This is a genomic window from Mesorhizobium sp. WSM4845, from assembly GCF_055811455.1.
The window spans coordinates 1-12215 of the sequence record NZ_JBVVQA010000050.1; the positions used below are offsets into that span (position 1 = coordinate 1).

Annotated in this window: 17 protein-coding genes; 13 read left to right on the forward strand and 4 right to left on the reverse strand. The window is 64.0% G+C overall.

Features of this window, described 5'->3' with window-relative positions; all coding sequences use genetic code 11:
• Positions 1-50: 50 nt before the first annotated feature.
• From AC0L2C_RS32405 to AC0L2C_RS32420, 4 genes are all read left to right on the forward strand, one after another.
• Complete coding sequence (locus tag AC0L2C_RS32405) at positions 51-887, forward strand: urease accessory protein UreD (protein ID WP_473495051.1); 837 nt, start codon at positions 51-53, stop codon at positions 885-887.
• Positions 888-929: 42 nt separating this feature from the next.
• Positions 930-1232 carry an urease subunit gamma gene (locus tag AC0L2C_RS32410; protein ID WP_023801505.1) on the forward strand — a complete coding sequence of 101 codons (303 nt, stop codon included), beginning with the start codon at positions 930-932 and terminating at the stop codon, positions 1230-1232.
• A 40-nt stretch (positions 1233-1272) separates the two neighbouring features.
• The gene (locus AC0L2C_RS32415; RefSeq protein WP_473525365.1) at positions 1273-1530 is read left to right on the forward strand and encodes a DUF1272 domain-containing protein; all 258 of its coding nucleotides are present in this window, start codon (positions 1273-1275) and stop codon (positions 1528-1530) included.
• Between the two features lie 120 nt (positions 1531-1650).
• Positions 1651-1956, forward strand: a complete 306-nt coding sequence (locus AC0L2C_RS32420; RefSeq protein ID WP_473525366.1) for an urease subunit beta — start codon at positions 1651-1653, stop codon at positions 1954-1956.
• An 89-nt stretch (positions 1957-2045) separates the two neighbouring features.
• Here the strand turns inward: AC0L2C_RS32420 and AC0L2C_RS32425 are convergent, their stop codons facing one another.
• Positions 2046-2540, reverse strand: coding sequence for a hypothetical protein (locus AC0L2C_RS32425; RefSeq protein WP_473525367.1), 495 nt, complete (start codon positions 2538-2540; stop codon positions 2046-2048).
• 126 nt (positions 2541-2666) lie between these two features.
• The gene (locus AC0L2C_RS32430; protein WP_287120216.1) at positions 2667-3050 is read right to left on the reverse strand and encodes a hypothetical protein; all 384 of its coding nucleotides are present in this window, start codon (positions 3048-3050) and stop codon (positions 2667-2669) included.
• A gap of 190 nt (positions 3051-3240) precedes the next feature.
• On the opposite strand from AC0L2C_RS32430, the gene ureC reads away from it, so the two are divergent.
• The 7 genes from ureC to AC0L2C_RS32465 all read left to right on the forward strand — a co-directional run bounded on the left by ureC (position 3241) and on the right by AC0L2C_RS32465 (position 8866).
• A complete protein-coding gene (gene ureC / locus AC0L2C_RS32435; protein WP_473525368.1) occupies positions 3241-4953 on the forward strand; it encodes an urease subunit alpha in 1713 nt (570 codons plus the stop codon).
• A gap of 105 nt (positions 4954-5058) precedes the next feature.
• Complete coding sequence (locus tag AC0L2C_RS32440) at positions 5059-5547, forward strand: DUF29 domain-containing protein (protein WP_473525369.1); 489 nt, start codon at positions 5059-5061, stop codon at positions 5545-5547.
• A gap of 157 nt (positions 5548-5704) precedes the next feature.
• Positions 5705-6274, forward strand: coding sequence for an urease accessory protein UreE (locus AC0L2C_RS32445; RefSeq protein WP_287238323.1), 570 nt, complete (start codon positions 5705-5707; stop codon positions 6272-6274).
• Complete coding sequence (locus tag AC0L2C_RS32450; RefSeq protein ID WP_473525370.1) at positions 6267-6938, forward strand: urease accessory protein UreF; 672 nt, start codon at positions 6267-6269, stop codon at positions 6936-6938. The genes AC0L2C_RS32445 and AC0L2C_RS32450 overlap by 8 nt, the downstream gene beginning before the upstream one ends.
• The gene (locus AC0L2C_RS32455) at positions 6935-7375 is read left to right on the forward strand and encodes a DUF3995 domain-containing protein (protein ID WP_287139353.1); all 441 of its coding nucleotides are present in this window, start codon (positions 6935-6937) and stop codon (positions 7373-7375) included. Before AC0L2C_RS32450 ends, AC0L2C_RS32455 begins: the two co-directional genes overlap by 4 nt.
• The gene (gene ureG, locus AC0L2C_RS32460; protein ID WP_023801515.1) at positions 7372-8013 is read left to right on the forward strand and encodes an urease accessory protein UreG; all 642 of its coding nucleotides are present in this window, start codon (positions 7372-7374) and stop codon (positions 8011-8013) included. The genes AC0L2C_RS32455 and ureG overlap by 4 nt, the downstream gene beginning before the upstream one ends.
• Positions 8014-8098: 85 nt before the next feature.
• Entirely contained in the window at positions 8099-8866 is a 768-nt protein-coding gene (locus tag AC0L2C_RS32465; protein ID WP_128174676.1) for a class II aldolase and adducin N-terminal domain-containing protein, read from the forward strand.
• 63 nt (positions 8867-8929) lie between these two features.
• Here AC0L2C_RS32465 and AC0L2C_RS32470 read toward each other — a convergent pair whose 3' ends face one another.
• A complete protein-coding gene (locus AC0L2C_RS32470) occupies positions 8930-9562 on the reverse strand; it encodes an HAD family hydrolase (RefSeq protein WP_473525371.1) in 633 nt (210 codons plus the stop codon).
• A 236-nt stretch (positions 9563-9798) separates the two neighbouring features.
• Here AC0L2C_RS32470 and AC0L2C_RS32475 point away from each other — a divergent pair, with 236 nt between their 5' ends.
• Positions 9799-10755 (forward strand): sugar-binding transcriptional regulator, encoded by a 957-nt coding sequence (locus AC0L2C_RS32475; RefSeq protein WP_023801517.1) that lies wholly within the window; start codon positions 9799-9801, stop codon positions 10753-10755.
• A gap of 21 nt (positions 10756-10776) precedes the next feature.
• Here the strand turns inward: AC0L2C_RS32475 and AC0L2C_RS32480 are convergent, their stop codons facing one another.
• Positions 10777-10962 carry a hypothetical protein gene (locus AC0L2C_RS32480; protein WP_473525372.1) on the reverse strand — a complete coding sequence of 62 codons (186 nt, stop codon included), beginning with the start codon at positions 10960-10962 and terminating at the stop codon, positions 10777-10779.
• Positions 10963-11176: 214 nt separating this feature from the next.
• On the opposite strand from AC0L2C_RS32480, the gene gcvA reads away from it, so the two are divergent.
• Positions 11177-12085: a transcriptional regulator GcvA gene (gene gcvA, locus AC0L2C_RS32485; protein ID WP_473525373.1), complete on the forward strand. Its 909-nt coding sequence runs from the start codon at positions 11177-11179 to the stop codon at positions 12083-12085.
• The last annotated feature ends 130 nt before the right edge of the window (positions 12086-12215 follow it).

Genomic DNA, 12215 nt, shown 5'->3' on the forward strand with positions numbered 1-12215 from the left:
CGAATTTCGGATTCAAACCATATGAGTGTGCTTAAGTTGGCGCCGTGGACATGATCGGACAGGACCTGACCTTTGTGCCGCCGGCCCAGCGCGTCGCCGGCACGGCGCGGCTTGCCTGTGAGAAGGATGGCGGCCGCACGCGGCTTCGGCGGCTTTATCAGGATGGATCCGCCAAGATCCGCATGCCGGCCGTCTCGGCCGATCCGCTCGAAGCCGTGCTGATCAACACCGCCGGCGGGCTGACCGGCGGCGACCGCCTTGGCTGGCAGGTCGATGTCGGCGCCGGCGCCTGCGCCAGCATAACCACCCAGGCCTGCGAGAAAATCTACCGCGCTGCGTCCGATCGTGCCGAGGTGCGGGTCAAGCTGACCGTCGGCGCCGGCGGCCGCATCGCCTGGCTGCCACAGGAAACCATCGTCTTTGATCGATCTGCCTTTGCCCGCAGGCTCGACCTGGAGCTTGCCGCCGGCGCCGAGGCGCTGGTGCTCGAGGCGACCGTTTTTGGCCGCCTCGCCATGGGCGAACGCGCGGCGCACGGCGCTTTCCACGACCGCTGGCGGGTCAGCCAGGACGGAGCGCTGGTTCATGCCGAGGATTTCCGCATCGGGCCGGACATTGCCGCGATTCTGGGCCGTTCCGCCGTGGCCGGCGGCGCCATCGCTATGGCGACGGTGCTGATGATCTCGCCGCGGGTCGAGGCTTTGCTCGATCCGGCCCGGGACATTATCGGCGGCCAGGGCGATGCCAGCGTCTGGAGCGTGAAAAAATATGGCAAGCTTCTTGCGAGGCTGTTTGCCGAGGACGGCTACCAGCTCCGCAAGCGGCTGGTTCCGCTCGTCGAATTGCTCAACGGACGGGCCGGTCTGCCCAAATTATGGTCACTCTGATTCCGATTATGCCATTCTGACTATGCTGTTGCGGGGAAACGCATGAACCTGACGCCTAGGGAAAAGGACAAGCTGCTCATCGCCATGGCGGCGATCGTGGCGCGCAAGCGGCTCGAGCGCGGCGTCAAGCTCAATCACCCGGAGGCGATCGCGCTGATCACCGACTTCGTTGTCGAGGGCGCCCGCGACGGCCGCCAGGTCGCCGAGCTGATGGAGGCCGGCGCCCACGTCGTCACCCGCGCGCAGGTGATGGAGGGCATCGCCGAGATGATCCACGACGTCCAGGTCGAGGCGACGTTTCCCGACGGCACCAAGCTGGTGACCGTGCATGAACCGATAAGATGAGGGCCGATACGGTGAGGGCCGACAAGGTGAGGTGAGAAAAATGCTTGAGCTGCGCCCCAACTGCGAATGCTGCGACAGGGACCTGCCGCCCGAGGCGACGGATGCGCTGATCTGCACCTTCGAGTGCACCTTCTGCGCCGAGTGCGTGGACCGTGTTCTGGGAGGCTTTTGCCCTAACTGCGGCGGTGATTTCGCGCCGCGCCCGATCAGGCCGGCAGCGAAGCTAAACAAATATCCCGCCTCGACAAAGCGCGTCCTCAAGGCCGAAGGCTGCGGCCCGGCCCGCAATGCCGCGTGACGGCACGATGCTGACAGCGAAAGGCATATCGATGGTCCCCGCAACGATCAAACGCACGTCCCTCTCGGCGATCCTGCTGCCCGCCGCCGGCCTCGCCTTCGGCGCCTTGTGAAGCTGGCGATGATCCCGGGCGAAATCATCACGGCAACCGGCGAGATCGAGCTCAACAAGGGCCAGCCGACCATCACCATGAAGGTGGCCAACAGCGGCGATCGGCCGATCCAGGTCGGCAGCCACTATCATTTCTTCGAGACCAATGAGGGGCTGAAATTCGATCGCGACAAGGCGCGCGGCATGCGCCTCGACATTGCCGCCGGCACGGCGATGCGCTTCGAGCCCGGCCAGGAGCGCGACGTCACCTTGGTGCCGCTCGGCGGCAAGCGCGAGGTCTACGGGTTCCAGCAGAAGATCATGGGCGCGTTGTGACATCCCCTGGGCGCGCTGTGCGATCCCCTGGTCGCGTTTTGCGATCCCCTGGTCGCGTTGTGCGATCCAGAGCGTCCAGCAGTTTCGGCTCAGCTGGGCGGCTTGGCCGCCGCGTAGATGACGACCTTGCCAGGATCGTCGAATTCGACGGCGAGAACGTCTTCGGTCTGCACACGTCGAGAGTCGATGGCGTTGAACAGCAATGCGTTCGCCTCGATCTCGTCGCGCAGTTCCGCAATGTCGTCCTGATGCTGCTCGACCTTGCTTTCGATCGCCGGCGGCAACCCGCCTTCCGTGCGCGCGGCGTCGGTAAGGAACACGATGTCGACCTTGTCGAGCTTGGATGTCTTGCGCACCGCGCCGATGTTTTCACGCGTCCGCTCGATCGCGGTAGTGACTTTACCGGCCTCGACAGCGGTGTTGGTCTCTTCCTGGCCGACCTCCGAGCCGATGATCTTGTTCTGGGTCTCAGGGCCTTCAAGGCCCTGCGCATTCAGCCCGGCCTGGGGAGCGCTCGCCGCAAGAAACGCAGTTGCGGCAAGCATATGCAGCCATCTCGTGTCGGGGAAGGTTGTGATCGCCATCGCTCGCTCTCAAAGCCTCTTTCGAGACCCGTTTCTAGGCCAAAAAGTCGAAACGTATTCCGCCCTGCGAAGGTTCCCTCCCCGATGCGGCAGGCCGGCCTCGTGCCGGCCCGCCACAGCGCATCGTCAGCTCGCCTTCTTGGTGATCAAGGTCAGCGAGCCGTTGGCGTCCATGCTGGCGGCGATCACTTGCGCCGAGGTAAGTCCCTTGGCTTCGAGCGCGGATTTGACCTGTGGGGTCGCGTCGATCGAGCTGCGCAATTTCTGCAGGCCGTCCTCGCCGCGCTTGGCGATCACTTCGTTGACCTTGGTCTGTGTTTCCTTGGGCAGTTCCTCGATGTCGACGACGTTGACGGTCTGGATCGCCGGCGCAGCCGGCTGGGCGCCAGGCGCCGCGGGAGCGGGCGCAGCCGGCGGCTCGCCGGGTTGCGGCGCAGGCTGTTGCTGGGCGCTGGCAGCGGTCGCGAGCAGGAGGGTGGCGGCGGCTGCGAGAGATATCGTTTTGCGCATAAAACTTCCTTTCCATCGATTGGCAAACGGTCGTTTTGGGGTGACCCTGCCACCTCAAACGCTAAATGGGATCGGAAGGTGTCGCCCAGCAGGTCATTGCGTGACCATAGGATGGCGACAATGTGGGGCCGGGCTTCGCCCCGGCCATATCTTGGCTGTATCTGGGGCCGTATTTCGGGAGCAATTGCTGATGGCTAGAATCACCCGCGCCGCCTATGCGCAGATGTACGGCCCGACCGTCGGCGACAAGGTGCGGCTTGCCGATACCGAGCTGTTCATCGAGGTCGAGAAGGATTTTACGCTGCATGGCGAAGAGGTGAAATTCGGCGGCGGCAAGGTCATCCGCGACGGCATGGGCCAGAGCCAGGTGTCCCGCGCCCAAGGCGCGGTCGACACCGTCATCACCAATGCGCTGGTCGTCGATGCGTCAGGCGGCATCTTCAAGGCCGATATCGGCCTGAGCGACGGCCGCATCGCCGCGATCGGCAAGGCCGGCAATCCGGACATGCAAGACGGCGTGACCATCGTCATCGGTCCCGGCACCGAGATCATCGCCGGCGAAGGCAAGATCCTCACCGCCGGCGGCTTCGACGCGCACATCCATTTCATCTGCCCGCAGCAGATCGAGGAGGCGCTGATGTCAGGCATCACCACCATGCTCGGCGGCGGCACAGGACCGGCGCATGGCACGCTGGCGACGACCTGCACGCCGGGGCCGTGGCATCTGGCGCGCATGATCCAGTCCTTCGACGCCTTCCCGATGAATATCGGCCTGTCGGGCAAGGGCAACGCGTCGCTGCCGGCCGCGCTTGAAGAAATGGTGCTGGGCGGCGCCTGCTCGCTAAAGTTGCACGAGGACTGGGGCACGACGCCAGCGGCAATCGACTGCTGCCTGTCGGTCGCCGACAACTATGACGTGCAGGTGATGATCCACACCGACACGCTGAACGAATCCGGCTTTGTCGAGAACACGGTGGCGGCGATCAAGGGCCGCACCATCCACGCCTTCCACACCGAAGGCGCCGGCGGCGGCCATGCGCCCGATATCATCAAGGTTTGCGGCCTGCCCAACGTCATCCCGTCGTCGACCAATCCGACCCGGCCCTACACCGTCAACACGCTGGCCGAGCATCTCGACATGCTGATGGTCTGCCATCATCTGTCGCCGTCGATCCCCGAAGACATCGCCTTTGCCGAAAGCCGCATCCGCAAGGAGACCATCGCCGCCGAAGACATTTTGCACGACATCGGCGCCTTCTCGATCATCTCGTCGGACAGCCAGGCGATGGGCCGCGTCGGCGAAGTGGCGATCCGCACCTGGCAGACCGCCGACAAGATGAAGCGCCAGCGCGGCTCGCTGCCGCAGGAGACCGGCGACAACGACAATTTCCGCGTCCGCCGCTACATCGCCAAATACACGATCAACCCGGCCATCGCCCATGGCCTGTCGAACGAGATCGGCTCGGTGGCGGTCGGCAAGCGCGCCGACCTGGTGCTGTGGAACCCGGCCTTCTTCGGCGTCAAGCCCGACATGGTGCTGGTCGGCGGCATGATCGCCGCCGCCCCGATGGGCGATCCCAACGCCTCGATCCCGACGCCGCAGCCAATGCACTACCGGCCGATGTTCGGCGCCTATGGCAAGGCGATGACCAATTCGTCGGTGACCTTTGTCTCGAAAGCCGCGCTCGATGCCGGCCTGCGCGGCCGGCTCGGCGTCGACAAGCAGATGGTCGCCGTCGACAACACCCGCAGCGGCATCGGCAAGCATTCGATGGTGCTCAACGACGCCACTCCACATGTCGAGGTCGATCCCGAAACCTACGAAGTGCGCGCCGACGGCGAATTGCTCACTTGCGAGCCGGCCACCGTGCTGCCGATGGCGCAACGGTATTTTTTGTTTTGATCCCTACAAACGCCCTGTTGGCGGGGCGTCAAATTCGGTGCTCAGTTGTCCAAGCTCTGACGTGCCGTTTTGCGATTGTCTCGAAATTGCGGCATGATGGGCCTCATGAACAGGATTGATCGTCTCAGGGCCCTCACTCCCTACGAAGCGGACTACGTCCAGTGGTGCGCCGAGCAAGGCGCATTGTTGCGCGAAGCTCGTTTCTCCGACCTCGATCGTGAGAATCTTGCCGAGGAGATCGAGAGCTTGGGGAGGCGTGACAAACGAGAGATTCGCAGTCGGATGGAGGTGCTGCTTGCACATCTCCTGAAATGGGAATTCCAACCCGGCCATCGAAGTCATGGTTGGCAGTCGTCAATTTCCGAACAGCGCATCTGGATCGGAAACATCATCAAGGACAGCCCGAGTCTTCGCCGATATCCCGCTCAGATTTTCGACGAGGCATATAAAGACGCTTTGCTCGTCGCGGTCAGGGAAACGGGTCTCAGGAAATCTCACTTTCCAGGCGAACCTCCATTCACATCCAGGCAGGCGCTCGATGAACGATTTTGGCCGGGAAACCCGCTATCGATGGGCGATTTCCTGCGGGATTAGCTGGCTTCTTCGGCGACCGTCGCTTTCACACCACCTTCGTCGCCGCCGCCCTCGTCTACCAGATATCGTTCATCCTGCGGCTCTTCGACACGATCGTTTGAGCACCATTGGGGCGACGGACGCGATAGGCTACGCTTGTTGGGAGAGGCAGTTTTACATGAAGCTCGACATCCGCACCGATTTCACCAAATTCCCGCGTGCCGTCTCGGTTCTGAGCGCCGGCGAGGCAGGAGCGGTCGCGCCCTACGATCGTGCGGTGCTTGCCCATGACGAGCGGCATCTGCGCCGCCGCGCAATAGAAACGGCCCGTAGCGATAGAGTGCTGGTCGACCTGCCCGAACCGGTGGCCTTGAACGATGGTGACCGCTTGGTGCTGGAGGATGGCCGTCATATCGAGATCGTCGCGGCCGAGGAACCGCTCTACGATATCCGTGCCAGCGGCCCTGTCCATCTGGCCGAGCTTGCCTGGCATATCGGCAACCGCCATCTTGCCGCCGCCATCGAGGCTAACCGCATCCTCATCCTGCGCGATCACGTTATCAAGGCGATGCTGGAAGGCCTGGGCGCCACGGTGAGCGACGTCTCCGAGCCGTTCAAGCCGGTGCGCGGCGCCTATTCTGGGCACAGTCACGGTCATGCCCATGCCGAGGCGCATGCGCACAGCGGGTCGCATTCCCATACCCATGGCGAATCGCATACCCACAGCCATTCGCACGACCATGACTGACCAGCCTTCCAACGTCGCTTTGTTGCGGCTGATGGCGTGGCTGTCGCCTGCCTTCCCGGTCGGCGGTTTTTCCTACAGCCATGGTCTCGAACAAGCCGTGCATGCCGGCCTGGTCGCCGACAGCAAAGACCTCGCCGCATGGCTGGAGACGCTGGTCGAGATGGGCTCGGGCTGGAACGATGCCGTGCTGTTTGCCGAAAGCTGGCGGCGCGCCCGCCAAGCCGGCGATCTCGCCGAAATCGCAGCCCTCGCCGAGGCCTTGGCCGGCTCGCGCGAGCGCCACAGCGAGACCATGCTGCAGGGCGCCGCCTTCCTGAACGCGGCGTCGGCCTGGCCGTGTCAGGTGCTCGACCGTCTGCCGGCCGAGTGCGCCTATAGCGTCGCCGTCGGTGCAACTGCAGGTGGCAATGCCATTGCCCTGCACGATGCACTGTCGGCCTTCCTGCACAGCTTCTTTTCCAACCTCGTCCAGGCCGCGATCCGGCTCGGCGTCGTCGGCCAGACCGGAGCGACCGCGCTGCTCGCTGGCTTCGAGCTGCTGGCGTTGGAAACTGCCGCCCGCGCTGCCGGCTCGACGCTGGACAATCTCGGCGGCTGCGCCTTCGTCTCGGATGTCATGGCTATGAAGCACGAGACGCAATATTCGCGGCTGTTCCGCTCATGATCGTCCTCGCCTTCGCGCTCTCGTTCGTCCTGCTGCTGATCACCACGCTGCATGTCTATTGGGGCATAGGGGGCATCTGGCCGGGCAGGGACGCTGCCTCCTGCGCCCGCGCGGTGGTCGGCTTTCGCGGCGTCGACGAAATGCCGGCGCCCTTCGCCAGCTTCGCCGTCGCCGCCTGCCTCGGCCTGGCGACACTGTGGCCGCTGGCGCTCGAAGGCGTGTTTGCCACGCCCTTTCCCAAGGCCGGGCTTGCCGCGACAGCGCTGCTCATCGCGCTGGTCTTCCTGGGGCGCGGCATTGCCGGCTTCACGCCGTGGTGGCGTCGGCTGGCGCCCGAACAGCCTTTCGCGCGGCTCGATGTCAGCTATTATTCGCCGCTCTGCCTCGTTGTCGGGCTCGGCTTTGCAGTGCTAGCCATCATGGAGTTCCCTGGATGACACAAGCCAATGGTCCCCTTCGCGTCGGCATCGGCGGCCCTGTCGGCTCCGGCAAGACGACGCTCACCGAAAAGCTCTGCAAGGCGCTGCGCGACGAGTTTTCGATCGCCGTCGTCACCAACGACATCTACACCAAGGAAGACGCCATGATGCTGGCCCGGCTTCAGGCGCTGCCCGAGGATCGCATCATCGGCGTCGAGACCGGCGGCTGCCCGCACACCGCCATCCGCGAGGATGCCTCGATCAATCTGCAGGCGATCGCCGAGATGACCAGGAAATTCCCGGATCTCGACATCGTCTTCATCGAATCGGGCGGCGACAACCTCGCCGCCACGTTTTCCCCGGACCTCGCCGATCTGACGCTCTACGTCATCTCGGTCTGCCAGGGCGAAGAAATCCCGCGCAAGGGCGGCCCGGCGATCACCCGGTCGGATTTCCTGGTCATCAACAAGAGCGATCTCGCCCCCTATGTGAACGTCAATCTCGATGTCATGGAGCGCGACGCCGCCCGCATGCGCGGCAAGCGGCCGTTCGGATTTACCGATCTGTCGCGCGGCAAGGGCCTGCAGCAGGTGATCGATTTTGTCGTCGAGCATGGCGGGCTGCGCATCGACGCCGCCAGAAGCACTGCGGCGTAAGCCAAAGCGCTCGCCTGCACCAAACGAAACCGGTTGCGCGCATCGGCGGCGCACGGCATCCTTGCTTCTTTCACGGAGGTTTTCGATGAGCATCGCCCGCCTGCAGAAGGAAATGCTGACCAACCTGCCCTTCTACGAGGAACGCGTCGATCTGGCTTGCGCCTTCCGCTGGACGGCGCGGCTCAACATGCATGAAGCGGTGGCCAATCATTTCTCGCTGGCCGTCAACGATGACGGCTCGCAATTCCTGATGAATCCCAACCAGGTGCATTTCTCGCGCATCAAGGCGAGCGACCTGCTGCTAATCGACGCCAACGATCCCGATACGCTCTCCGGCCCGAATGCGCCCGACCCGACGGCGTGGGGGCTGCACGGCGCCATCCATCGCAATGTGCGCCATGCGCGCTGCGTCATGCATGTGCACTCGATCCACGCCACGGTGCTCGCTTCGCTCGCCGACTCGACGCTGCCGCCGATCGACCAGAACGCGGCGATCTTCTTCAACCGCCACGTCGTCGACAGCCATTATGGCGGGCTCGCCTTCGAGGAAGAAGGCGAACGCTGCTCGCAGCTGCTCACCGATCCGAAGGTCAAGGTGATGGTCATGGGCAACCATGGCGTGCTGGTCATCGGCGATACCGTCGCCGACACCTTCAACCGCATGTTCTATTTCGAACGCGCCGCCGAGACCTACATCAAGGCGCTGTGGACCGGCCGCCCGCTGCGGGTCCTGTCGAATGAAATCGCCGAGAAGGCAGCAGCGGAGCAGGAAGATTATCCCGGCCAGGCCGAGCGGCACCTGTCCGAATTGAAGGCGATCCTCGACGAGCAGGAGCCGGTTTACCGGAACTGAGAGCCTCCTTCTCCCCGTATAGTGACGGGGAGAAGGGCGCTCTGATCGCCGGTTTCCCCAATCTTAAAGCCCGAGTTCAGCCCGCAATTCGTCGGCGCTGTTGATGACGATCGCGCCGGGCGGCCCTGCCATGGGCGCTTCCGGCCAGAAGATCGTCCTGATCCCCGCCGCCAGCCCTGCCGTGGCGCCGGTCACGCTGTCCTCGACGGCCATGGCATCGGCTGGATCGACACCGGCCAGCCAAGCGGCGCGCAAAAAAGGTTCGGCGTGCGGCTTGCCTTCGCGCACGTCGTTGCGGCTGATCGTCTTCATGCCGGGATAGAAAAGACCGACCATGCGCAGATTGGCGTCGACGACCAGCCGGTCGGAATTGGACACCACCGCTTGCGCCACGCCAAGCGCGCGCAGCTCGTTGTAGATCTCGATGGCGCCGGGGCGCGGCTTCAGCGTCTCGGCCATCGGCAGATAGTGGTCGTATTTGCGCACGATCCAGTCGTCGAAGGCCAGGCCGAGGCTGAACTCGTCGCGCAGCATCTCGTAGACCGGCCATGCGGCGATGCCGAGCACGCGCTCATGCAGGTTGGCCGGCGCCGCGATGCCGACGCTGTGCAGCGCCGCTATCAGCGCCGCCTCGTGCAACGGCTCGCTGTCGACCAGCGTGCCGTCCATGTCCCAGAAAACCGCTTTCGGCGTCATGCAAGGCTCCTTTGCCCGAATCCCTTAAAGGGTTTGCCTCGGGAGATAAACCGCCGCGCCGGCTGCACCAACATTGTGGGATCTGCTTGGATATTACCACCCACTCGAAACACCGCAGGCACATCGGGAGCTTTACCTAGGCAATTGCTCTGGCAACAGGCAATTGCTTACAAGCGCATTCCCCGGTAGAACTAAATGCGCTCCCGCTCGGTGCTCGGGGGCAGGGAGGCAGCAAGTTGAATTCCCGGCAGGACAGCGGCAGCAACAGGCTGGACGACGCGGCGCGCGCCGGCTGGCTCTATTATGTCGCCGGCAACACGCAGGACCAGATCGCCTCGACGCTCGGCATCTCACGGCAGACGGCGCAGCGGCTGGTGTCGCTGGCGGTCTCGGAAGGGCTGATCAAGGTGCGTGTCGACCACCCGATCGCCAATTGCCTCGACCTCGCGGCCCGGCTGAAATCGCGCTTCGCGCTCGATCTGGTCGAGGTGGTTCCAAGCGATCCCGCTTCCTCCTCCACCATTGGCGTCGCCGTGGCGGCGGCCGCCGAGATCGAGAAACGGCTGCGCTCGCCGACGCCGATCGTCATGGCGATCGGCACCGGCCGCACGCTGAAGGCGGCAATCGAGCAGCTGCCGCCGATGGAATGCCCGCAGCACAAGGTGGTGTCGCTGACCGGCAACATCTCGCCCGACGGTTCGGCCGCCTTCTACAACGTCATCTTCACCATGGCCGACAGGGTCAAGGCTCGCTCCTTCCCGATGCCGCTGCCGGTCATCGCCTCCTCGCCACAGGAGCGCGAGATGCTGCTCAGCCAGCCGATGATCCAACCGACGCTGGCGCTTGCCGCGGAAGCCGACGTCACCTTCGTCGGCATCGGCGATCTCGGCCCCAAGGCGCCGCTTTACGAGGACGGCTTCATTTCGGAGAGTGAATTGAAAGCGCTGCAAAAGGCCGGCGGCGTCGCCGAGATCGTCGGCTGGGTGTTCGATCGCGAAGGCCGGATGATCGAGGGCATCACCAATGACAGGGTGTCGTCGGCATCGTTGCCGTCGCGCGAAAAATCGCTGGTGATCGCGCTCGCCATGGGCGAGCGGAAGCTGCCGGGCATCCTCGCGGCTGTGAATCGGCGGCTGGTCAACGGCCTCATCACCGACGAGCGGACCGCCGCCGCCTTGCTGGCCGCCAGCTGATTTGCGATAAATCCAGCAGAGCTATTTGCGACGGCCGTAAGGATCGTTGCCGTCGAGAAAACCCACGTCGCGCTGCAGATGCGGCGGTAATTCCCTGATGTCGAGATAAGCCCGTTTCCTGGCTCCGTGCCGTGCCAATCCCCGCGCCAGCCGCAAAAACCAGCCTTGGCCCGGCGTCAGAAATAGCTTTTCCTGTACAATGGTCATGATCGTCAGCCTTTGTTATGTCTGGCGCATGACCCCGAAAATCGATATCGATTTTCGGAAAGGATCATGCGCAAAATCAAAAGGGCTACAGCGTCCTTTGCGCGTCCAAAAGGACGCGCGGCGCTGTAGACGAGAGTGATCGTCGACCTCAAATATCGGCCGGATCGGCCCTTGCTGCCAATCAAACGTCAATCACGACCCATAAGGAGGACTTATGCCTGAACTCAAGTCACGGCAGGTCTCCCAACTCCCTCCGCTTCAGGCGATCCGGGTGTTCGAGGCGGTGGCGCGGCATCTTTCCTTCACCAAGGCCGCCGGCGAGCTTGGCATGACGCAGGCGGCGGCGAGCTATCAGATCAAGCTTCTGGAAGAGCGCGTCGGGGCGCCTTTGTTCCTGCGCCGGCCAAGGCAGATCGTGCTGACCGAGGCGGGGCAGCGCCTGGCGCCTGCGGTCAGCGAGGCGTTCGCCTTGTTGGGTGGAGCCTATGCCGCGGCGCGCAGCGGCGCCGACGGCGTACTTTGTGTCTCGACGCTGCTGACCTTTGCCTCGAACTGGCTGGCGCAGCATCTCGGTTCGTTCCAGGTCGCGCATCCGTTGCTGGCGGTGCGTCTCGATACATCGAACCGCCTCGTCGACTTCGCCCGCGAGGACATCGACATCGCCATCCGTTCCGGCGGCGGAAACTGGCCGGGCGTGGAGGTGCACAAGCTTTTCAATGCGGACTTCACGCCGATGCTGAGCCCGAAACTCGCGGCAAGCATCGGCGGGGTGAAGGAGCCGGCCGATCTGTTGCGCCTGCCGATCCTCGACCCCGGCGACATCTGGTGGCGGGACTGGTTTATCGCCGCCGGCCTGCCGGTCGAGGAACTGGCCAAGCGCCCCGGCTCCAGCATGGGGGCGCAGGCCTATGAGGCCAACGCCGCGATCGCCGGGCAGGGCGTGGCGATCGTAACGGCCGCTCTTTTCAAGGCCGAGCTTGCCGATGGCCGCCTGATCCAGCCTTTCGATCTGGTCGGCGACGACGGCCACGCCTATTGGCTGGTCTATCCCCAGGCGCGGCGCAACGTGCCGAAGATCCGCGCTTTTCGCGAATGGATCCTGGCTGAGGTTGCCGGCCAATAGTCGATAATCCACCCGGTCAAGCGGGCACCGACATCCGGCCTGTTCGCGCGCAAGAATCCTCCGGAGCAAGATCCGCACGAGGCTGCGTGCTGCGCTGCAGCAACGAATCCGGCTTGACATAAATCACGCG

Coding starts and splice junctions, on each gene's coding strand:
- AC0L2C_RS32405 (WP_473495051.1), top strand. CDS start 51: ATGATCGGACAGGACCTGACCTTTGTGCCGCCGGCCCAGCGCGTCGCC.
- AC0L2C_RS32410 (WP_023801505.1), top strand. CDS start 930: ATGAACCTGACGCCTAGGGAAAAGGACAAGCTGCTCATCGCCATGGCG.
- AC0L2C_RS32415 (WP_473525365.1), top strand. CDS start 1,273: ATGCTTGAGCTGCGCCCCAACTGCGAATGCTGCGACAGGGACCTGCCG.
- AC0L2C_RS32420 (WP_473525366.1), top strand. CDS start 1,651: ATGATCCCGGGCGAAATCATCACGGCAACCGGCGAGATCGAGCTCAAC.
- AC0L2C_RS32425 (WP_473525367.1), bottom strand. CDS start 2,540: ATGGCGATCACAACCTTCCCCGACACGAGATGGCTGCATATGCTTGCC.
- AC0L2C_RS32430 (WP_287120216.1), bottom strand. CDS start 3,050: ATGCGCAAAACGATATCTCTCGCAGCCGCCGCCACCCTCCTGCTCGCG.
- ureC (WP_473525368.1), top strand. CDS start 3,241: ATGGCTAGAATCACCCGCGCCGCCTATGCGCAGATGTACGGCCCGACC.
- AC0L2C_RS32440 (WP_473525369.1), top strand. CDS start 5,059: ATGAACAGGATTGATCGTCTCAGGGCCCTCACTCCCTACGAAGCGGAC.
- AC0L2C_RS32445 (WP_287238323.1), top strand. CDS start 5,705: ATGAAGCTCGACATCCGCACCGATTTCACCAAATTCCCGCGTGCCGTC.
- AC0L2C_RS32450 (WP_473525370.1), top strand. CDS start 6,267: ATGACTGACCAGCCTTCCAACGTCGCTTTGTTGCGGCTGATGGCGTGG.
- AC0L2C_RS32455 (WP_287139353.1), top strand. CDS start 6,935: ATGATCGTCCTCGCCTTCGCGCTCTCGTTCGTCCTGCTGCTGATCACC.
- ureG (WP_023801515.1), top strand. CDS start 7,372: ATGACACAAGCCAATGGTCCCCTTCGCGTCGGCATCGGCGGCCCTGTC.
- AC0L2C_RS32465 (WP_128174676.1), top strand. CDS start 8,099: ATGAGCATCGCCCGCCTGCAGAAGGAAATGCTGACCAACCTGCCCTTC.
- AC0L2C_RS32470 (WP_473525371.1), bottom strand. CDS start 9,562: ATGACGCCGAAAGCGGTTTTCTGGGACATGGACGGCACGCTGGTCGAC.
- AC0L2C_RS32480 (WP_473525372.1), bottom strand. CDS start 10,962: ATGACCATTGTACAGGAAAAGCTATTTCTGACGCCGGGCCAAGGCTGG.
- gcvA (WP_473525373.1), top strand. CDS start 11,177: ATGCCTGAACTCAAGTCACGGCAGGTCTCCCAACTCCCTCCGCTTCAG.